The sequence below is a fragment of the Ornithinimicrobium sufpigmenti genome, from assembly GCF_004322775.1.
In the GTDB taxonomy this organism is placed as follows: Bacteria; Actinomycetota; Actinomycetes; order Actinomycetales; family Dermatophilaceae; genus Ornithinicoccus; species Ornithinicoccus sufpigmenti.
This window is the reverse complement of sequence record NZ_CP036403.1, coordinates 1,428,131-1,447,257: the sequence shown is the minus strand read 5'-3', so window position 1 is coordinate 1,447,257 and position 19,127 is coordinate 1,428,131. Positions and strand designations below refer to the sequence as shown.

The window sequence follows — 19,127 nt, the reverse complement described above, 5'->3', positions numbered from 1 at the left end:
CAGGCTGCCCACAGGGGTCGCGGACACCGCGCACCTCCCACGTTCAGCGGGCCGGCGTCCGTACAGTGGCGGTGTGGACGCCTCGACCCCTGCCGTCATCGACCGCGTCGTCGACGGCCGGTACCGGGTCGAGGCGGAGATCGCCCGGGGCGGGATGGCGACCGTCTACCGCGCCCGGGACCTGCGCCTGGACCGACCGGTCGCGCTGAAGGTGATGCGCCCGGACCTGGCGCACGACCAGGCCTTCGTGCGTCGCTTCCAGCAGGAGGCGCGCGCGGCGGCCCGCCTCTCGCACCCGCACATCGTCAGCGTGTACGACCAGGGCGAGGACGGTGACCTCGTCTTCCTCGCCATGCAGCTGGTCGACGGGCCCACCCTGCGCGACGTCATCGAGCACCGGAGCCCCGCCTCAGCGCGGCAGGCGCTGACCCTGCTGATCCCGGTGGCCGAGGCGCTGGCCGAGGCGCACCGACGCGGGCTGGTGCACCGGGACGTCAAGCCCGAGAACGTGCTCATCGACCAGGGCCGGCACAACGGCGTCAAGGTCGTGGACTTCGGCCTGGCCCGCGCCATCAGCGCGGCCAGCCACCACACCAGCGAGATGCTGTGGGGCACCGCCGCCTACCTCGCCCCCGAGCAGGTCGAGCGGGGGCGGGCCGACCCCCGGACCGATGTATATGGCGTGGGCCTGCTCCTCTTCGAGCTGCTCAGTGGCCGCAAGGCCTTCCCCGGGGACGACCCGCTGCAGGTCGCCTACGACCACGTGCACCGCGGCCTGCCCGACCTGCGCGCCCTGGTGCCCACGGTCCCACCCGCCGTGGCCTCGCTGGTGGTCAGCGCCGCGGCGACCGACCCCGGCGACCGACCCCAGGACGCCGGTGAGCTGCTGGACCGGATGCGCGAGCTGCTGCGCGAACTGCCGGACCCTGCGCTGGACGCCGTGCCCGCGCGGCCGGGCCTCGACGGTGAGGACGGGCAGAAGCCCGACGACGCCGACGCCACCCGCGCCCTGGGCGTGTCCGACGGCCCCCAGGGCGATCCGACGCAGCTGCTCCCCGGAGGCGGGCACTCCCAGACCCGGCAGCTGCCCGTGGCGGGACGGGCCACCAGCGACGGCCACTACGCCCGCACGACCGGCAACACCGTGCGCACCCCCCGCCGGCGTCCGGCGCCCCCCGTGCAGGCACCACCACCTCCCCCACGACGGCGGGGCGGCGCGGGCCGCTGGCTCCTCGCCCTCCTCCTGGTCGCCCTGCTCGCCGGCGGCGGCTACGGCTTCTGGTGGCTCACCGAGGGTCCCGGCGTGCACTCGGCGATGCCGGCCGTGGTCGAGCTCAGCGAGGAGGACGCACGGTCTGCCCTCGACGCCCGGCAGCTGGACGCCGTGGTCACCTACGCCTACTCCGAGGACGTCCCCGACGGCACCGTCATCTCGGCCGACCGCGAGCCGGGCACCAACCTGCGGCACGGCACCGACGTGACCCTGGTCGTCTCCCAGGGCCAGGAGCGGTATGCCGTGCCCCCACTCACCGGGCTCACGCTCGAGTCCGCGCAGGCCGCCCTCGAGTCGGCCAACCTCGCCCTCGGCGAGCAGAGCCGCGAGCACGACGAGGTCGAGCCCGAGGGCCGGGTGCTGCGCTCGGACCCGGAGTCCGGTGAGCTGCTGCCCCCCGACGGTGAGGTGGACCTCGTCATCAGCTCCGGACCCGCGCCGGTGGAGGTGCCCGACGTCACCGGGCGTCCCCAGCAGGAGGCCACCGACGCGCTCACCCGGGCCGGCCTCACCGTGACCGTGGACCCGCAGCGGACCCACGACGAGGACGTGCCGGAGGGCGCGGTCCTGTCCCAGTCACCCTCCTCGGGCACCCTGGCGCGCGGCGAGACCGTGACCCTCGTGATCTCCGACGGCCCGGAGCTCGTCACCGTCCCGCAGGTGGTCGGCTCGCAGTTCGGCACCGTCGAGGACGAGCTGACCGAGCTCGGCCTGGTGGTGGTGCGGGAGGACATCCGCGGCGGGTTCTTCGGCTCGGTGCGCTCGCAGTCGATCGAGCCGGGCGAGGAGGTGCCGGTGGGCACCGAGATCCTGCTCGAGGTCGTCTGAGCCGAGCCCCCCGTCCGGGTGGGCGTCCGCCTAGTCCTGGTGGGCGAACCGCTCCTCGTGGGCGACCCGGGCCCGGGGGTGGTAGCCGCGGGACTCCCACCAGCCCTGCTGCGGACGGTGGTGGTAGGTCAGCTCCGCCACCCACTTCGGTCCCTTGAACCCGTAGAGGTGCGGAAGCACTACCCGCGCCGGCCAGCCCTGCTCCGGCGTCAGCGGCCGCCCGTCGACATGGGTGGCCAGCAGGCTGTCCGGGTGGACCAGGTCGGCCAGGGTGACGCAGGCGGCATACCCACGTGCGGCGGCGAGCAGGACGTGCCCCGCGTCCTCCCCCGGCGGCGCCAGCTCGACCACGTCCCGCATCCGCACTCCGCCCCAGCGCAGCGGCGGCGTGGAGGTGCGCGCCACGCAGTGCAGCCGGGCCTCGACCTCCACCCAGGGCAGGGCGTGCAGGGCCAGCCGGTCCAGCACGGTCATCCCACCGTCGCGCGTCTCCCCGCCGACGGTCAGGCTCCAGCGCTGCACGTCCAGCCGCGGCACCCGCCCGTAGTGCACCGGTCGCCAGGGCCTCTCCCGCTGGCCCGGTGGCAGCGGATGGTCGTGGAAGGTCTCGACCGGCGTCATCCGCGGTCGTCCGCACCTCGTCCGAGCAGCTCGAGCAGCACCTCGGTGGCGTGGGCGCTCATGGGGTCGTCCACGTCCAGGTGCCAGACGAACCGGACCCGTCGGGCGTCCGTCGCGTAACCGAGCACGCCCTCACCGGCGGCCGCGGCGATGAAGTCCGCCGCCGCCCACCCGGCCGGCGACACGTCCAGGACGAGGATGTTGGTCTGCACGGTCTGCGGGTCCACGACCAGGGGGTATGCCGTGCCGACCGCCTCCGCCACGCGCCGCGCCCGCGCGTGGTCGTCGGCCAGCCGGGCCAGCTGGTGCTCCAGGGCGTAGCGACCGGCGGCGGCCAGGATCCCCACCTGCCGCATCCCGCCGCCCATCCGCTTGCGCAGCACCCGGGCCCGGGCCATCTGCTCGGCGGAGCCGGTCAGGACGGACCCGACCGGGGCGCCGAGGCCCTTGGACAGGCAGACCGAGACGGTGTCGGCGCAGGCGCCGTAGTCGGCGAGGGGGACGCCGGTCGCGACGTGCGCGTTCCACAGCCGGGCGCCGTCAAGATGCACCCCGACCCCGACCGCGCGGGTCCCCTCGCGCAGTGCCTGCAGGTCGGCCAGGGGCTGGACGGTGCCACCGCCGAAGTTGTGCGTGTTCTCGACCACGACGCAGGCGGTGCTGACCTGGTACGGACCGCCGTCCGGCACGACGACCGACAGGAAGGTGTCCACGTCGAGGAGCCCGCGGTCGGCCACCCAGGACCGGGCGCTGATCCCGGAGTGGGCCGCCGCGGCGCCCAGCTCGGCGCGCAGCACGTGGGCGAGGTGGTCGGTGACGATCTCCTGCCCGGGGCCCGCGTGCAGCGCGAGCCCGACCTGGTTGGCCATCGAGCCGGTCGGCATGAAGAGCGCCGCCTCGTGGCCGATCAGCGCGGCGACCTGCTTCTCGAGCAGGGCGACCGTGGGGTCCTCGCCGTAGACGTCGTCGCCCACCTCGGCGTGCACCATCGCCTCCCGCATCCCCGGGGTCGGCCGGGTCAGGGTGTCCGAGCGCAGGTCGGCGACAGTGGGGGCCGCCACCTCAGCGCACGCCCCGTTCCAGCATCTCGGCGACGAGGAAGGCCAGCTCCAGGCTCTGCTGGTGGTTCAGCCGCGGGTCGCACAGAGTCTCGTAGCGCAGTCCGACGTCGGCCAGGTTGATCTCGCCGGCGCCGCCGACGCACTCGGTGACGTCGTTGCCGGTCAGCTCCACGTGGATGCCACCAGGGTGGGTCCCTGCCTCGGCGTGGGCGGCGAAGAAGCCGCGCACCTCCTCGACGACGTCCTCGAACCGCCGGGTCTTGAAGCCGCCGGGCGAGGTGAAGGTGTTGCCGTGCATCGGGTCGCAGATCCAGCTCACCCGCCGGGCCTCCTCCCCCAGCGAGGTCAGCAGGGCGGGCAGGACGTCACCGATCCGCTCGGCCCCCATCCGGGTGATGAAGCTGAGCCGGCCGGGGATCCGGTCGGGGTCGACCTTGTCCATGATCGCCAGCACCGTCTCCCGGTCCGCGCCAGGCCCGAGCTTGACGGCGACCGGGTTCTGGATGCGCGAGATGAAGTCCAGGTGGGCGCCGTCGAGGTCGCGGGTCCGCTCACCGACCCAGAGCAGGTGGGCCGAGGTGTCGTACAGCAGGCCGGTGCGGTGGTCGCGGCGCACCATCGGCCGCTCGTAGTCGAGCACCAGCGCCTCGTGGGCGGAGTAGAACTCGACGCGACGCATCTCCTCGGCGTCGGCGACGCCGGAGGCCTCCAGGAAGCGCACGGCCCGGTCGATCTCGTTGGCCATCTGCTCGTAGCGCTTCTGGGCAGGCCCCTTGATGAAACCCCGGTTCCAGGCGTGCACGCTGCGCAGGTCGGCGAAGCCGCCGCTGGTGAAGCCGCGGACCAGGTTGAGGGTGGCCGAGCTGGCGTGGTAGCTGCGCAGCAGCCGCTCGGGGTCGTGCCGGCGCGACTCGGGGGTGAACTCGAAGCCGTTGACCATGTCGCCGCGGTAGGCCGGCAGGGTCACGCCGTCGCGGGTCTCCATGTCGGAGCTGCGCGGCTTGGCGAACTGGCCGGCCATCCGCCCGACCTTGACGATCGGCATACCCGCCCCGTAGGTCAGCACGACCGCCATCTGCAGGATGGTCTTGATCCGGTCCCGGATGTTGGGGCCGGTCACCTCGCTGAGGGTCTCGGCACAGTCGCCGCCCTGGAGGGTGAAGGCGTTGCCCGCGGCCACTTGGGCCATGTGCTCGCGCAGCTGATCCGCCTCACCAGCGAAGACGAGGGGCGGATAGGAGGCGAGCACAGACAGGGTCTGGGCCAGGGCGACGGGGTCGTCCCAGGTCGGCTGCTGCAGGGCGGGAAGGTCGGGCCAGTCGACGTCGTGCGTCCCGAGGGCCAGTCCGGTCAGATCGGTGCTCACCAGACCCATGGTAGGAGACGCACCGGGATGCTCTTGACGCATCGTCAGGCGTCCGGCTCGTCAGTGGGTTTGTCAGCGCGCTCGGCGGAGGGCTTCTGGGAGGGCTGGTCAACGGGCTCGTCGGTCGAGGCCAGCCGGGCCTTGACGTCGGCGGCGTACTCGTCCACGTACTCCTGGCCGGAGAGGCGCTGCAGCGCGCGCATCACCTCGTCGGTGACCTCCCGCAGGGCCGCGTGGTTCTCGCTCTGGCCGGCCAGCTCGGGATGGTAGATCGGCGGCCCGATGCGCACGCCCACGCGCACGACCTTGGGGATCCTCTGCCCCGTGGGCTGGGCCTTGTCGGTGTCGATCATCGCGCACGGCACGATCGGCACGTCGGCCTGCAACGCCATCCGCGCCACGCCGGTCTTGCCGCGGTAGAGACGCCCGTCGGGGCTACGGGTGCCCTCGGGGTAGATCCCGAACAGCTCCCCCTGGCCCAGGACCGCCAGCCCCTGCTCCAACGCGGCCATGGACTTGCTGCCCCCCGAGCGGTCGATGGGGATCTGACCGGTGCGCACGAAGAACTGCCTGGTCAGCCAGCCCCGCACCCCGTTGCCGGTGAAGTACTCCATCTTGGCCGGGAAGGTGATCCGTCGCGGCACCATCAGCGGCAGGAGGATCGAGTCGGAGAACGACAGGTGGTTGCTGGCCAGGATGGCCGGACCCTCGTCCGGCACGTGGTGCAGACCCTCGACCCACGGCCGGAAGACCAGCCGTACCGGGGGCCCCACGACGAAGTGCTTGAGGAACGAGTAGACCATCGGCTCCTCCTGCGTGGGACCGGCCTGGAGCTCACCGGACGGTGGGGGACGGGTGGGTGGGACGAGAGGACTCTACCGGCACGGGTCCGGACGAGCTGGTATGCCGTCGATTCCTCTCGTCGTCCTCTCGCTGTCATCCCGCTGTCCTCCTCGTCGACCCCGTGGTCACTCGCGTGGTCCTCACCTGATTCCCCCGTGGTCCCCGCGTGCAAGACTGGTCGGATGAGCCAGCCGCGCCACCCGGAGGAGGGTCCCGGGGACGAGCAGATCGACCGGGAGTTCCGGGAGATCGTGGCCGGGCTGCGTCCGCCGAGCCACCTGGGCGAGCGGACACCCGAGTCGATGGCGACCGACCACCGTTCCTACGAGCCGCCGGAGGAGGACGACCACTTCGTCCCCCCGGACCCTCCCCCGCTGCCGGCCGGTGACCTGCACTTCTGGGCCATCACCGTCGGGCTCGTCCTGGGCCCGCTGCTCGTGGTGCTCTCCGCGGTGGTGCCGGTCCTCAGCCGCGGCTGGACGACCGTCGGTGTGCTGCTCGCGCTGGCCGGCTTCGTCCTGCTCGTGCTGCGCCAGCCGCGGCGGCGCAGCCCCGACGACGACCTCGGCGCCCAGGTCTAGGGCTGGATCGCGCCAGGTCTGGCCAGCGCCCAGACCTAGAACGTCAGGTCCACCCAGACCGGCAGGTGATCGGTCGCGCGCGCCAACGGCATACCGTCCAGCAGCTGCGGGTCACCCGGCGTGGCCGCGACGTGCCCACGGGAGAAGATCGCGTCGATCCGGTGCTGCGGCCTGCTGGCCGGGTAGGTGGGCCGGTCGTCGCTCACCACGTCGAGCTCGTCGGCCAGGAGACCCCAGGCGGCGCCGGTGGGTCCCTCGTTGAGGTCACCGCCCACCACCAGCGGGGCCTGGGCCCCCCCGTCGGCGGTGAGCTCGGTCAGGAGGGTGCGGGTGTGGTCGACCCGCTGCTCCTCGCGCAATGAGAGGTGCACCGAGGCGACGGTGATCGCCGGACCGTGGGGGCTGCGGACCTGGGTGACCGTGTAGCCGCGCGGGTTCTCCCGCAGACCGACGGGCAGCTTGAGGTCCTGGGAGTCGGTGGGCAGCGGGCGCAGCCCGGTCAGCATCCCGGTCCCGCTGACGAACCGGGTGCGGCCCGACCACAGCATCCGAGCCTCGCGGGCGAACGAGGTGATCGCGTAGTCCGACCCCGGGTAGCGGGGCAGCTCCTGCAGGAGCAGCACGTCGGGGGCGACGGCGCGGACGACGGCGGCGGCGGTGGCCGCGTCGTCCTTGAGACCACGGAGGTTGTAGCTGGCGATGCGCAGGCGGAAGCCGGTGTCGGGCATGATCCGTATCTTCTCCCAGGGCGCCCGCGTCACGGAGACCGGGCCAGGTCGGCGGCCCCGACCAGCCCGGCACCGACCCCCAGGGCGGCGGGGACGACCGGCGGGACGGGACGGTGCCCCCGACCCAGCAGGTGCTGTGCGAGCGTGGCCCGGGCGGGGTCGAGGAGCAGGTCCCCGGCCTCGCTGAGGCCGCCGCCGACGACGACGGTGCCCGGGTCGAGGGTGGCGACCGCTCCGGCCAGGCCCGTGCCGAGCCACCGTCCGGCAGCGCCCAGCACGGCCCGGCTGGCCGGGTCGCCCTCCCGGGCCAGTCGGGTCAGGTCGTCACCGCTCAACCGGCCGGGATCGCCGTCGCAGGCCTCGGAGAGCGCGGCGGCGTCCGCTCCCCCGCGGCGGACGAGCTCCTGGCCGTCCCGGCGCAGCACCGTCCCCGAGACGTATTGCTCCCAGCAGCCCCGGTTGCCGCACGGGCAGGGCCGCCCGTCGGGCACGACCTGGACGTGACCCAGCTCTCCCGCCAGGCCGTGCCGACCACGCTGCAACCGGCCCTCCGTCAGGACGGCGCCACCGATGCCGGTGCCCAGGGTGAGCAGCAGCAGGTGGGTCTCCCCGCGCCCGGCGCCGAACCTGTGCTCAGCCCAGGCGGCGGCGTTGGCGTCGTTGTCGACGACCACCGGCAGGTCGAGCCCTGCCGCCAGCCGCTCTCGCAGCGGCTCCTCCCGCCAGGGCAGGTGGGGCGCGAAGACGACGATGCCTCGGGCCGCATCCACCAGCCCGGCGACGGCCACGCCGACGCTCGCTGCGCGGCGCCCGGTGGCGGATGCGACGGACCGGAGCTCTCCCACCAGGTCCAGCAGGGCCTCTTCCAGCACGGCCGGAGGGGCAGACCGTCCCGGCGTGTCCCGTCGCGCGGTCGCGAGCACCGCCCCGCCCTGGTCGACCAGACCCGCCTTCAGCCGGGTGCCGCCGACGTCGACGCCGATGCTCAGCAGATCGCTCACGTCCGGGGCTCCACCGCGCTCACCCTCCGGGTGGAGGAAGGGGTGACGTGGGACGGGCTCATTCCGACGGGGCCGCCGGGTCCAGACTGCCCGCCGCTCGCACGCTGGAAGCCAGTGCTGGGCCTCCCGCGGGGTTGACGCCGGCCGCTGCCAGGTCCGCGACCCCGATCATCCCGGCGTCGTTGCCCAGCTCGGCGAGCACGATCGGCACCCGCGTGCGATGACCGCGTCCTGAGAGGTGACGACCGAAGGCGGCCCGGGCGGGCTCGAGCACCAGGTCGCCGGCGGCGCTGACGCCGCCCCCGACCACGAGGATGGAGGGGTCGAGGATCGCGGTGAGGCTGGCCAGCCCTTCACCGGTCCACCGACCGACGTCCTCGAGCAGCTCGACCGCGGCAGGGTCACCGGTGCCCGCGACCTCGGTGACCATGATCCCGGTGAGCCGGCTCGGGTCCCGACCGCACCGGTCGGCGAGCACGCCCGCGTGCGGGCTGCCCCCCGCCACCAGCTGCCGCGCCTCGCGCACCAGGGCCGACCCCGACGCATACATCTCCCAGCACCCCTTGTTGCCGCAACCGCACCGGTGACCGTCCGGGACGACCCGCAGGTGGCCCACCTCCGCGCCCATCCCGTGCGCGCCACGCAGCAGCTGCCCCGCGACGATGACCCCGCCGCCGACGCCGGTCCCCAGGGTGACCATGACCATGTCCGTCTGCCCTCGGCCGGCACCGAACCGGAACTCGCCCCAGGCGGCGGCGTTCGCGTCGTTCTCCAGCACGACCGGCAGCGGGATCTGCGCCTCCAGCCGCGCCTTCAGCGGCTCGTCGCGCCAGGCCAGGTTCGGGGCGAAGAGCACCGTCTCCCCCGACCGGTCGATGAAGCCGGCGCAGGCGGCACCCACGGCGACGACGTCTTCTCCCTCAGCCCGGGCCTGGTCCTTGAGCTCGCGCACCACGTCGGCGACGGCCAGGACGATCTGGTCGGCGTCGCGGGCCGGGGTCTCCCGGCGACCGCGCGCCAGGACTGTGCCGTCGGCCCGCACGGCACTCGCCGCGATCTTGGTCCCACCGATGTCCACGCCGACGCAGATGCTCACCCGGTCACCCTAGTGCGGGGCGCTCGCCGGGACATCGCAGCGGCCCCGAGGCGCAGCCCGCAGCAGGGCGGGGCTCGCCGGACCGGAGGCGTCCGGCCGCGCCGGGCTGGGTATCGTGGACAACGCTCGTCCCCTGCAGCCCGTGCCAGATCCCGTGACCCGGGGCCCAACCCTGACCCAGAGGTGTCCGTGACCGAGGTGTCCGTCCCACCGCTCGTGCCCCCGTCTACCGAGGGCAGCCTGGCCGACTACCCGGCCCGCTGGGCGCTGACCCAGCCGGAGAGGGTGATGGTCAGCGTCCCGCAGGACGGTGGCTGGGCGCCCGTCACCGCGGCCGAGCTGCACGAGCGTATGCAGCAGCTGGCCAAGGGCTTCATCGCGGCCGGCGTCGAGCCTGGGGACCGCGTGGCCATCATGAGCCGCACGCGCCTGGAGTGGACGCTGGCCGACTTCGCCCTGTGGATGGTGGGCGCCGTGCCGGTGCCGGTCTACGAGACCAGCTCGGTGGACCAGGTGCGGTGGATCCTGCAGGACTCCGGCGCCGTGGCGGTCCTCGTCGAGGACTCGGTGATGACCGCCGCGGTGGCGCAGGTCCGGGACCAGCTGCCCGACCTGCGCGACGTGTGGCAGATCGAGGCCGGTGCCCTGGAGGAGCTGACGGCCGCGGGCGGCGAGGTCGCCGACGAGACCCTGCAGGGCAGGCGGGAAGGGGTCCGACGCTCGGACACGGCCACGATCATCTACACCTCGGGCACCACCGGGGAGCCCCGCGGGTGCGAGCTCACCCACGACAACTTCATGGCCCTGGCCGAGAACGCCGCCGAGCGGCTCAGCGAGGTCATCCGCGCCGAGGGTGCGGCCATGCTGCTGTTCCTGCCGCTGGCGCACGTCTTCGCTCGGTTCCTGCAGGTGGTCTGCGTGTATGCCGGAGCCCGGCTGGGTCATACCCCGGACCCGCGCACCGTGCTGGACGACCTGGCCAGCTTCCGGCCCACCTTCCTGCTGTCGGTGCCCAGGGTCTTCGAGAAGATCTACAACGCCACCGAGCAGAAGGCGGAGGCCGCCGGCAGGGGCAAGGTCTTCCGCTGGGCGGCCCGGGTGGCCGAGCGCTACAGCCGGGCTCTGGACGCCGGTGGCGCCGGTCCGGCGCTGCGGGTGCAACGGGCGGTCGCCGACCGGCTGGTCTACACCCGGCTCCGGGCCGCGATGGGCGGGCGGGTGACCTACGCCATCGCGGGTGGTGCCGCGCTCGGGGAGCGGCTCGGCCACTTCTTCCGCGGCGTCGGTCTGGTCGTGCTCGAGGGCTACGGGCTGACCGAGACCACGGCGCCGGCCACGGTGAACACCCCGGACATGCTCCGGATCGGCACGGTGGGCCGGCCGTTGCCGGGCGTGTCGGTGCGGGTGGCCGAGGACGGCGAGATCCTGCTGCGTGGCGTCAACCTCTTCCGCGGCTACCACGGCGACCCGGAGGCTACGGCCCGGGCCATGCCGGACGGCTGGTTCCACACCGGCGACCTGGGCCAGCTCGACGCCGACGGCTTCCTGACCATCACCGGGCGGGTCAAGGAGATCCTGGTGACGGCCGGCGGCAAGAACGTCTCCCCGGGGCCGCTCGAGGACCGGCTGCGCGCGCACCCGCTGATCTCTCAGTGCATGGTGGTCGGCGAGGGTCGGCCGTTCGTGGCCGCCCTGATCACCCTGGACGCCGAGATGCTCAGCACCTGGGGCGCCAACAACGGGCTGCCCGGTCTGACGCTCGAGCAGGCCCCCGAGCACCCGCAGGTGCTGGCCGAGCTGCAGCAGGCCGTCGACACGGCCAACGAGTCGGTCAGCCGCGCCGAGTCGATCCGCGCCTTCCACGTGCTCGACGAGGACTTCACCGCGGACAACGGTCTGCTGACCCCGTCGATGAAGCTCAAACGCGGCCGGATCGGCGAGCTGCTCCATCAGGAGATCGAGGGCATCTACGCCCGCCCGCGGCCCCGCTGAGGCGCTGGGCACCTGGTCGCACCTCGTCGCACCTTGGTTGCACCTGATCGGCTGTCAGCCGACTGCCGACCTCGCGCTGACCTGGGCTCGCGCCGCAGCCGCCTCGTCGGGGTCGACCAGGCCGGCCCGGACGAAGGCGCTGACCGCGGCCAGCTCGTCGCTGTCCAGCGGTACACCTCCAGGGGGCTCGGTCTCGCCGCTGCGAAGGGTGTCGGGTCGCGTCGGGCCAGGACCGTCGGCCCGCCGCACCGGCGGGTCCTGCAGCCACACCCGTCCCAGGACGGGAACGAAGCAGTCGCCGCACAGTCGCCCGCGGCCCGGGCAGGTGTCACAGTCGATGGTGAACGTCGTGGGGGTCATGGGTTCACCTCCTTGTCCTGAACGACGCTAGGGGCGGCCACCGACACACCCGGTTTCGGCGCCCCTCCTCCGTCCCACCTCTGCCCATCCCACGCGCCCATCCGACGCGCCCGTCACACGCGCCCATCCCGCGCGTCCGTCACACGCGTCCGTCACACCCGGCTACCCCTGACGATCCCTGTCTGGCTACCCCCCGTCTACCCCTTCCGTCCCCGTCCGCTTCTCCCCGCCTCGGCCTGTCTACCGGGGTGTGTCGGTGCCCCCGTCTACGTTCATGGCCATGCAGATGGTGCAGGAGACGTTCGCGGACCTGGGGACCGCCCTGGCTGACGTCACCTTCGTCGTCGTCGACCTCGAGACCACCGGTGGCTCGCCCGCCGGATCCCAGATCACCGAGATCGGCGCGGTGAAGGTGCGCGGCGGGGAGGTGCTCGGGGAGTTCCAGACCCTGGTGCGGCCGACGACCCCGATCCCGGCGTTCATCTCGGTCCTCACCGGTATCACCAACGCGATGGTCGCCGACGCTCCCCGGATCGCGAGCGTGCTGCCCCAGTTCCTGCAGTTCGCCTCCGGGTCGGTGCTGGTGGCGCACAACGCGGGCTTCGACGTCTCCTTCCTCAAGGCGGCGGCGCTGGAGACCGGTCACCCCTGGCCGGGCTTCGCGGTGCTCGACACCGTCCGGCTGGCACGCCAGCTCGTCCACAAGGACGAGGCGCCCAACCACAAGCTGAGCAGCCTGGCCCGTCTCTTCGGCGCAGCCACCACCCCGGACCACCGGGCTCTGCACGACGCCAGGGCCACCGTGGACGTGCTGCACGGCCTCGTCGCCCGCGTGGGCAACCTCGGGGTTCACACCCTGGAGGAGCTGCAGTCCTACAGCTCCCGCGTCAGCCCGGCCCAACGCCGCAAGCGCTTCCTGGCAGAGGCCATGCCTGCCGCGCCAGGAGTCTACGTCTTCCGCGGGGCCCGCGGCGAGCCGCTCTACGTCGGGACGGCCCGCGACCTGCGCCGGCGCACGCTGACCTACTTCACCGGATCGGAGACCCGCCGTCGCATGGCGGAGATGATCGGGCTGGCGGAGTCGCTCACCCCGATCGTGTGCGCCACCCCCTTGGAGGCCTCCGTCCGCGAGCTGCGTCTGATCGCCGAGCACAAGCCGCGCTACAACCGGCGCTCGCGTCACCCGGAGAAGGCGGTCTGGGTCAAGCTCACCGACGAGGCCTTCCCCCGGCTCTCCGTGGTCCGGAGCGTGAAGCACGACCGCGCCCACTACGCCGGTCCCTTCGCCAGCCGGCGCACCGCCGAGGCCGCGATCAGCGCCGTGCACGAGGTCGTCCCCCTGCGCCAGTGCACCACCCGACTGTCGGCGCGGTCCGTGGCGGACTCCGCCTGCATGCTCTTCGACCTGGGCCGCTGCGGCGGGCCGTGCGTCGGCGCCCAGACCCCTGACGACTACGCCGACGTCGTGGCCCGTGCGCGAGCGGCGCTGGGTGGCAGCTCCCGCGAGATCGTGACCGCGCTCCGCGAGCGGCTCGACGACCTGGCAGGGCAGGAGCGTTTCGAGGAGGCCAGCACCCTGCGCGACCGGATGATGGCGCTGGTCCGGGCGTCCGCCCGCGCACAGCGGCTACGTCCCCTGACCCGCACCCCCCAGCTCATCGCAGCCCGCCGCCGTGACGAGGGTGGCTGGGAGCTGGTCTGCGTGCGGCACGGCCGGCTGGCGGGCACCTCGGTCAGTCCGCCCGGGGCCGACCCCATGCCGTACGTCGCCGCGCTCCGGGAGACGGCCGAGGTCGTCATCACCGACGACACGGGGGCGGCCGCCCTGCCCGAGGAGACCGAGCTGGTCCTGGGTTGGTTGGAGAAGCCGGGCACCAGGCTGGTCGACCTGCAGGGCGAGTGGACCTGTCCCGTGGACGGCGCCGGCTCATCCCGCGCCACCCTGGAGCCGCAGGCCGAGTCGTGGACCGCGGTGGAGCCGTTCGACCAAGGACTGACCCGCCCCTGGGACCGGCCCGCGGGCGCCGTACCGGCCTGAGCGGCCCAGACCGTTCTGGGCCAGCCGTCGGTGGGCGTCTACTCGCCGTCCAGGCCGAGGGCGAAACCAGCGTCGAGATCCTCGGCGGAGTAGGTGCGGAAGGCGATGTGGGTGTTGGTCTCGAGGACACCCGCCACCTTGTTGAGCCGGTCGGCGATGACGTCCGCGAACTGTTCGTGGCGGGAGACCCTGGCAACGGCGATGAGGTCGATGTCCCCGGTGACCGAGTAGACCTCGCTGATGCCCTCGATCTCGGCGATCTGCTGGGCGGCCTCGGGGATGCGGTCAACCTCGGCCTTGATCAAGACGATGGCGGAAATCACGGCATCACTCTACTGGAGCGGCACGGACCCAGGTTCGGCCGACGCCGCTCAGCCCCAGCCCAGGTCGTGCAAGCGGTCGTCGTCGATACCGAAATGGTGGGCGATCTCGTGCACGACCGTGACCGCGATCTCCTCGAGCAGCTCCTCCCGGTCCTGACACATGCGCAGCAGGGGGCCCCGGAAGACGGTGATCCGGTCCGGGACGTACCCGCCCCACGCCAGGTCGCGCTCGGTCAGCGGGATGCCGTCGTAGACCCCGAGCAGGTCCGGGTCCTCCGACGGTGGCTCGTCCTCCACGAGGAAGACGACGTTGTCCAGCTGGTCCATCAGCTGCGCGGGCACCAGGTCGAGAGCGTCCCCGACGGCCTCCTCGAACTCCTCCCGCGACATCTCGAGCGGCACGTGCACCTGGCCGCACTCTGGGCACGGCGACGCCGCCCCGTCCACAGCGGGATCGGGGCGGCGTATGCCGTCGGGCTCAGGGGCGATGACTCGGTGCCTGCACCGCGGAGCCGTGCGTGTCCTCGAAGTCGTCGTCGCCCGCCGCGTCGTCCACCGGGGCCCCGATCTGCGGGGTCCGCGCGACCTCCAGCGCCTCGGCCTCGCCGTGGTGCTGGGCGGCCGCCAGCTCGGCCGGGGTCACCGGCTCGACGACGTCGCGGTAGAAGAAGTTGGACAGCCCGTTGCGCAGCCCCGTCAGCGGGCCACGCTTGCGGGCCACCCCGTGCTCGTCGACGTCCGGGCCGGAGGTCAGCGCCAGCGGCTTGGGCATCTCGTGCTGCACCAGCGCCCAACGCTCGTAGGCGTCCATGGGCTCGTGGAGCTCGAAGAACTTGCCCTCGGGCGTGCGGATGATCGTGCCCGTCTCGTGACCGTGCAGCACCTTCTCCCGGTCGTGCCGCTGCAGGCTCTGGCAGAGCTTCTTGACCACGAAGAAGACCACGACCGGAAGCACGAAGAACATGGTCCGGAAGACGATCGTGATGTCGTTGATCGACAGGTTCAGCAGGACCGCGAGGATGTCGTTGATCGTCGCGAGCGAGAGCACGAGGTAGATCGAGATGGCTGCCGCACCGATGCCGGTCCGGACCGGGGCGTTGCGGGGACGCTGGAGCAGGTGGTGCTCCCGCTTGTCGCCGGTGACCCAGGCCTCGAAGAAGGGGTAGGCGCCCATGACGATGAAGACCAGCGGCAGCAGGACCAGGGAGCCCAGGAAGATGTTGAAGCTCCACACCGTGTCGAAGATGGTGAACTCCAACCATCCTGGCAACAGGCGCAGTGCCCCGTCGGAGAACCACATGTAGAAGTCCGGCTGGGATCCTGCGGTGACCTGTGTCGGGTCGTAGGGTCCGTACACCCAGACCGCGTTGATCTGGACCAGGGCCGAGATCAGCGCGGTGAGGCCGAAGACCACGAAGAAGAACCCGCCGGCCTTGGCGGCATACACCGGCATGACCGGGAAGCCCACCACGTTGTCGTTCGTGCGGCCGGGGCCGGGGTACTGGGTGTGCTTGTGCACGACCACCAGCAGCAGGTGCGCCACGAACAGCCCGACGATGAGCGCGGGCAGCAGCAGCACGTGCGCGATGTACAGGCGCGGGATGATCGCCTCGCCCGGGAACTCGCCGCCGAAGACGAAGAAGGTCAGCCAGGTGCCGATGACCGGCGCGGACATCATGAAGCCGTTCATCGCCCGGATACCGGTGCCGGAGAGCAGGTCGTCCGGCAGGGAGTAGCCGGCGAAGCCCTCGATGATCGCCAGCAGCGCCAGCACGGTGCCGATGACCCAGTTGATCTCACGCGGCTTGCGGAAGGCGCCGGTGAAGAAGACGCGGGCCGCGTGCAGCGCCAGGCCGATGATGAAGAACAGTGCCGACCAGTGGTGCAGCTGCCGGATGAGCAGCCCGCCCTTGACCTCGAAGCTGATGTCCAGCGTCGAGGCGTAGGCCTCCGACATCCCCACACCCTTGAGCGGGACGTAGGAGCCCTCGTAGGTGATGTGGCCCATGCTGGGCACGAACCACAGGGTGAGGAAGGTGCCGGTGATCAGCGCGATGATCATCGAGTACATCGCGACCTCGCCGAGCAGGAAGCTCCAGTGGTCGGGGAAGACCTTCCGCAGCAGGTAGCGCATCCCCTTCGCCGCGCCGGTGCGGTCGTCCGCCCAGATCAGCGCCTTGGGGAACTGGGCGTCCGGGGAGGCCTGGTTGTTCGGGTCGAACTTCGACTCCGCGCCACCCGGCGCGTCCTCGCGCAGGCTGTCGGCTCCCTGGGGGACGTAGGCGGTCATGAGTTACCTCCAGGCAGGAGCTCGGGACGCTCGCGCTCCCAGAAGCTGACCCCGATCGGCTCGCGGAAGTCGTCCGCGGCGACGAGGTAGCCCTCGTCGTCGATCGTGATCGGCAGCTGGGGCAGCGGCCGCTTGGCGGGACCGAAGATGACGTTGCAGTCATCGGCCATGTCGAAGGTGGACTGGTGGCAGGGGCAGAGCAGGTGGTGCGTGCGCTGCTCGTACAGCGCCACCGGGCAGCCGACGTGCGTGCAGACCTTGGAGTAGGCCACGATGCCGTCGACGCCCCACTCGCGCTGCTTCTGGCTCTTGATCTCCGCCGGGTTCATCCGGACCAGGATGACCGGGTCCTTGGCCCGAGAGTTCATGACCGCCTCGGCGCCGTGCTCCTCGATGGCGGTGTGCCCCACGAAGCCGTCGGGCATGACGTGGAACACCGAGCCCTGGGTGAGGTCCGCGGCGCGGATCGGGGTCCCGGCGGGGTCAATCATGAGCCGCCGCCCGGCCTCCCAGTTGGTGCTGAAGAGCTGCTCGCGCCGGGGCGCGGGGCCCAGGCCGGCGATGGCCGGCAGCACCACCGGCAGGGCGAACAGACCCAGTGCCCCGCCGGCCGAGCCGAGGATGGCGCTGCGACGGTTCAGCTGGGAGCTGCGCCAGCCGTGCGAGAGCACCTGGCCCGCGCCGAGCCGGTCCTCCTCGGTGGAGGCCTGCGGGTGGCGCTCCTCCACGAACTCCTCGTCGGGCATGAGGGTCTTGGCCCAGTGGATCGCGCCCAGGCCGATGCCTAGCAGGGACAGACCCATGGTCACGCCCAGGGCCAGGTGGAAGCCGTTCATCTCCCCGATGCCGGGGACGAAGGCCCGCGCCTGCGGGTCGATGGCGAAGTAGGCCACCACGAAGGCGATGGAGGAGATGACCGAGAGCGTGAACAGGGCCACGACCTGGACCTCGGCCCGCTTGGCGGCCTTGGGGTCCAGGTCGGCGCGCCGCGGACGGTGCGGCGGGAGGCCGGGGTTCTCGAACCGCTCGGGCTGGGCCGGCTGGTCGTGCGCCGGCTGGTCCGCCGGCCGCGCCGGCACGTGGTTGTCGTCGTGCGTGCTCATGTGTCAGGCAGCCTTCCGTCCGAGCCAGACCGCGGCGCCGAGGAAGGCCGCGATACCGAAGGTCCAGGCGAACAGCGTGTCGCCGGCGGGGCCGAGGTTACCCATGCCGGACCCGCCGTGGTCGTTGACCCCGTTGTCGATCGCGTCGATGAAGGCGATCACGTCGCGCTTCTCCTCGGGGGTGATGTTCTGGTCGTTGAAGACCGGCATCGCCTGCGGGCCGGTCAGCATGGCCTCGTAGATGTGCACCGGCTGCACGCCCATGAGGCTGGGTGCGTACTTGCCCCGGGTCAGCGCGCCGCCGGTCCCGGAGGAGTTGTGGCACATCGCGCAGTTGGTCCGGTAGATGGCGCCGCCGTTGGCGGGGTCACCCTGGGACGGGTCGAGCCACTCCTCGTCGGGCACGGCCGGCCCCGGGGCCAGCGAGTCGACGTAGGCGGCCATCGCGGAGATCTCCTCCTGGTTGAAGCGCACCTGCTGCTCGTTGCGCTCCGACTGCGTCGCCGGCGAGGCCAGCGGCATCCGGCCGGTGCCGACCTGGAAGTCCACGGCGGCGGCCCCGACCCCGTGCAGGGAGGGTCCGATGGGCTCGTTGCCCTCGGCGTTCAGCCCGTGGCAGCTGGCGCAGTTGGCCAGGAACAGCTGCTCCCCGTGCGCGATCTCCTCGGCCGAGGAGGTCGCCGCGGAGGTGCCGGGACGGGCGGTGCTGGGCTGCAGGGCCGCATACGCGGTCCCGGTGAACATCAGCCCCAGCACGAGCAGCACCAGCAACGCATAGGGGCTGCGGCGACGGGCGGCGAGAGAACTCACGCGGCGGTCCTTCCGGAGTCGATGAGGTCGAGGAGGTTGTGCGCTCGGGGCGGAGGTGCGACGTCCCACGCTTACCGAACGAGGTAGATGACGGCGAACAGCGCGACCCACACGATGTCGACGAAGTGCCAGTAGTAGGAGGTGACGACGGCGCCGGTGGCCTGGGCGTGGGTGTACCGCTTGGCCGTGAAGCTGCGGCCGATGATGAAGAGGAAGGCGATCAGGCCACCGATGACGTGCAGACCGTGGAAGCCGGTGGTGATGTAGAACGCCGAGCCGTAGGGGTCGACGCTGGGCGTGACACCCTCGCTGATCAAGGTGGCGTACTCCCAGACCTGGCCGGCGATGAACGTCGCGCCGAAGAGGTACGTGAGCGTGTACCACTCACGCATGCCCCACTTGCCGATCTCCAGCAGGCGGCCGGTGCGGTGCGGGATCCCCTTCTCCGCGGCCCAGACGCCGAACTGGCACCACACCGAGGAGACGACCAGGATCGTGGTGTTGATCGAGGCGAAGGTCAGGTCGAGGTACTCCGTGCGCTCGGCCCACAGGTCCGGGGACACCGAGCGGATCGTGAAGTACATCGCGAACAGCCCCGCGAAGAACATGATCTCGCTGCCCAGCCAGACCATGGTGCCCACGGCCGTCAGATTCGGCCGGGTGGCCGGTCCGGAGGCGGTCGCGTGGAACCGCTCCGCGTCGGTCATCGTTGATGCAGGTGTTGTCGCCACCCGGTCATTATGGCCCATCGGTTCTCCCGGTGCGTCACCCCCTGCCGCGCGTCGCTGGGCCCCGTGGTCGCCCCGGGCTCGC

Annotated in this window: 18 protein-coding genes; 4 read left to right on the top strand and 14 right to left on the bottom strand. The window is 72.2% G+C overall.

Annotated elements, in window-relative coordinates:
* The first annotated feature begins 73 nt into the window (after positions 1-73).
* Positions 74-2,101 carry a Stk1 family PASTA domain-containing Ser/Thr kinase gene (gene pknB / locus ESZ52_RS06650; protein ID WP_181009958.1) on the top strand — a complete coding sequence of 676 codons (2,028 nt, stop codon included), beginning with the start codon at positions 74-76 and terminating at the stop codon, positions 2,099-2,101.
* Between the two features lie 30 nt (positions 2,102-2,131).
* Here the strand turns inward: pknB and ESZ52_RS06645 are convergent, their stop codons facing one another.
* The 4 genes from ESZ52_RS06645 to ESZ52_RS06630 are packed head-to-tail and all read right to left on the bottom strand — an operon-like array spanning position 2,132 to position 5,952.
* A complete protein-coding gene (locus ESZ52_RS06645) occupies positions 2,132-2,722 on the bottom strand; it encodes a molybdopterin-dependent oxidoreductase (RefSeq protein WP_131104238.1) in 591 nt (196 codons plus the stop codon).
* Complete coding sequence (locus ESZ52_RS06640) at positions 2,719-3,783, bottom strand: threonine aldolase family protein (protein WP_238154508.1); 1,065 nt, start codon at positions 3,781-3,783, stop codon at positions 2,719-2,721. Before ESZ52_RS06640 ends, ESZ52_RS06645 begins: the two co-directional genes overlap by 4 nt.
* Before the next feature lies 1 nt (position 3,784).
* The gene (locus tag ESZ52_RS06635) at positions 3,785-5,158 is read right to left on the bottom strand and encodes a class II 3-deoxy-7-phosphoheptulonate synthase (protein ID WP_131104237.1); all 1,374 of its coding nucleotides are present in this window, start codon (positions 5,156-5,158) and stop codon (positions 3,785-3,787) included.
* Positions 5,159-5,193: 35 nt separating this feature from the next.
* On the bottom strand, positions 5,194-5,952 hold the full coding sequence (locus ESZ52_RS06630; RefSeq protein WP_131104236.1) for a lysophospholipid acyltransferase family protein: 759 nt from the start codon (positions 5,950-5,952) through the stop codon (positions 5,194-5,196).
* Positions 5,953-6,174: 222 nt separating this feature from the next.
* On the opposite strand from ESZ52_RS06630, the gene ESZ52_RS06625 reads away from it, so the two are divergent.
* Positions 6,175-6,573, top strand: a complete 399-nt coding sequence (locus ESZ52_RS06625; RefSeq protein WP_131104235.1) for a hypothetical protein — start codon at positions 6,175-6,177, stop codon at positions 6,571-6,573.
* Positions 6,574-6,608: 35 nt separating this feature from the next.
* Here the strand turns inward: ESZ52_RS06625 and ESZ52_RS06620 are convergent, their stop codons facing one another.
* Genes ESZ52_RS06620 through ESZ52_RS06610 form a run of 3 tightly spaced genes read right to left on the bottom strand, consistent with a single transcriptional unit; the run spans position 6,609 to position 9,398 of the window.
* Positions 6,609-7,301, bottom strand: coding sequence for an endonuclease/exonuclease/phosphatase family protein (locus tag ESZ52_RS06620; protein WP_131104234.1), 693 nt, complete (start codon positions 7,299-7,301; stop codon positions 6,609-6,611).
* Positions 7,302-7,330: 29 nt separating this feature from the next.
* Positions 7,331-8,302 (bottom strand): ROK family protein, encoded by a 972-nt coding sequence (locus ESZ52_RS06615; protein ID WP_131104233.1) that lies wholly within the window; start codon positions 8,300-8,302, stop codon positions 7,331-7,333.
* Between the two features lie 58 nt (positions 8,303-8,360).
* Positions 8,361-9,398 (bottom strand): ROK family glucokinase, encoded by a 1,038-nt coding sequence (locus ESZ52_RS06610; RefSeq protein ID WP_131104232.1) that lies wholly within the window; start codon positions 9,396-9,398, stop codon positions 8,361-8,363.
* Between the two features lie 189 nt (positions 9,399-9,587).
* On the opposite strand from ESZ52_RS06610, the gene ESZ52_RS06605 reads away from it, so the two are divergent.
* Positions 9,588-11,390 carry an AMP-dependent synthetase/ligase gene (locus ESZ52_RS06605; protein WP_131104231.1) on the top strand — a complete coding sequence of 601 codons (1,803 nt, stop codon included), beginning with the start codon at positions 9,588-9,590 and terminating at the stop codon, positions 11,388-11,390.
* Between the two features lie 54 nt (positions 11,391-11,444).
* On the opposite strand, the gene ESZ52_RS06600 is transcribed toward ESZ52_RS06605, so the two are convergent.
* Complete coding sequence (locus ESZ52_RS06600) at positions 11,445-11,750, bottom strand: hypothetical protein (protein ID WP_131104230.1); 306 nt, start codon at positions 11,748-11,750, stop codon at positions 11,445-11,447.
* 256 nt (positions 11,751-12,006) lie between these two features.
* Between ESZ52_RS06600 and ESZ52_RS06595 the strand changes: the two genes are divergently transcribed.
* A complete protein-coding gene (locus tag ESZ52_RS06595; RefSeq protein ID WP_425600037.1) occupies positions 12,007-13,788 on the top strand; it encodes a DEDD exonuclease domain-containing protein in 1,782 nt (593 codons plus the stop codon).
* 38 nt (positions 13,789-13,826) lie between these two features.
* On the opposite strand, the gene ESZ52_RS06590 is transcribed toward ESZ52_RS06595, so the two are convergent.
* From ESZ52_RS06590 to ctaE, 6 genes are all read right to left on the bottom strand, one after another.
* On the bottom strand, positions 13,827-14,111 hold the full coding sequence (locus ESZ52_RS06590; protein ID WP_131104228.1) for an Lrp/AsnC family transcriptional regulator: 285 nt from the start codon (positions 14,109-14,111) through the stop codon (positions 13,827-13,829).
* 48 nt (positions 14,112-14,159) lie between these two features.
* Positions 14,160-14,501, bottom strand: a complete 342-nt coding sequence (locus ESZ52_RS06585) for a metallopeptidase family protein (protein WP_131106479.1) — start codon at positions 14,499-14,501, stop codon at positions 14,160-14,162.
* An 88-nt stretch (positions 14,502-14,589) separates the two neighbouring features.
* Positions 14,590-16,401, bottom strand: a complete 1,812-nt coding sequence (qcrB, locus tag ESZ52_RS06580; protein ID WP_131104227.1) for a cytochrome bc1 complex cytochrome b subunit — start codon at positions 16,399-16,401, stop codon at positions 14,590-14,592.
* Entirely contained in the window at positions 16,398-17,504 is a 1,107-nt protein-coding gene (gene qcrA / locus ESZ52_RS06575; protein ID WP_131104226.1) for a cytochrome bc1 complex Rieske iron-sulfur subunit, read from the bottom strand. The genes qcrB and qcrA overlap by 4 nt, the downstream gene beginning before the upstream one ends.
* A gap of 3 nt (positions 17,505-17,507) precedes the next feature.
* Positions 17,508-18,314: a cytochrome bc1 complex diheme cytochrome c subunit gene (gene qcrC / locus ESZ52_RS06570; RefSeq protein ID WP_131104225.1), complete on the bottom strand. Its 807-nt coding sequence runs from the start codon at positions 18,312-18,314 to the stop codon at positions 17,508-17,510.
* Positions 18,315-18,385: 71 nt separating this feature from the next.
* Positions 18,386-19,021 (bottom strand): aa3-type cytochrome oxidase subunit III, encoded by a 636-nt coding sequence (ctaE, locus tag ESZ52_RS06565; RefSeq protein WP_238154521.1) that lies wholly within the window; start codon positions 19,019-19,021, stop codon positions 18,386-18,388.
* Positions 19,022-19,127: the final 106 nt, after the last annotated feature.

What these genes read in the sequence shown, in the direction of transcription:
- ESZ52_RS06645 (WP_131104238.1), bottom strand. Translation starts at nt 2,722, where the DNA reads ATGACGCCGGTCGAGACCTTCCACGACCATCCGCTGCCACCGGGCCAG.
- ESZ52_RS06635 (WP_131104237.1), bottom strand. Translation starts at nt 5,158, where the DNA reads ATGGGTCTGGTGAGCACCGATCTGACCGGACTGGCCCTCGGGACGCAC.
- ESZ52_RS06630 (WP_131104236.1), bottom strand. Translation starts at nt 5,952, where the DNA reads ATGGTCTACTCGTTCCTCAAGCACTTCGTCGTGGGGCCCCCGGTACGG.
- ESZ52_RS06625 (WP_131104235.1), top strand. Translation starts at nt 6,175, where the DNA reads ATGAGCCAGCCGCGCCACCCGGAGGAGGGTCCCGGGGACGAGCAGATC.
- ESZ52_RS06620 (WP_131104234.1), bottom strand. Translation starts at nt 7,301, where the DNA reads ATGCCCGACACCGGCTTCCGCCTGCGCATCGCCAGCTACAACCTCCGT.
- ESZ52_RS06600 (WP_131104230.1), bottom strand. Translation starts at nt 11,750, where the DNA reads ATGACCCCCACGACGTTCACCATCGACTGTGACACCTGCCCGGGCCGC.
- ESZ52_RS06585 (WP_131106479.1), bottom strand. Translation starts at nt 14,501, where the DNA reads ATGTCGCGGGAGGAGTTCGAGGAGGCCGTCGGGGACGCTCTCGACCTG.
- qcrB (WP_131104227.1), bottom strand. Translation starts at nt 16,401, where the DNA reads ATGACCGCCTACGTCCCCCAGGGAGCCGACAGCCTGCGCGAGGACGCG.
- qcrA (WP_131104226.1), bottom strand. Translation starts at nt 17,504, where the DNA reads ATGAGCACGCACGACGACAACCACGTGCCGGCGCGGCCGGCGGACCAG.
- ctaE (WP_238154521.1), bottom strand. Translation starts at nt 19,021, where the DNA reads ATGACCGACGCGGAGCGGTTCCACGCGACCGCCTCCGGACCGGCCACC.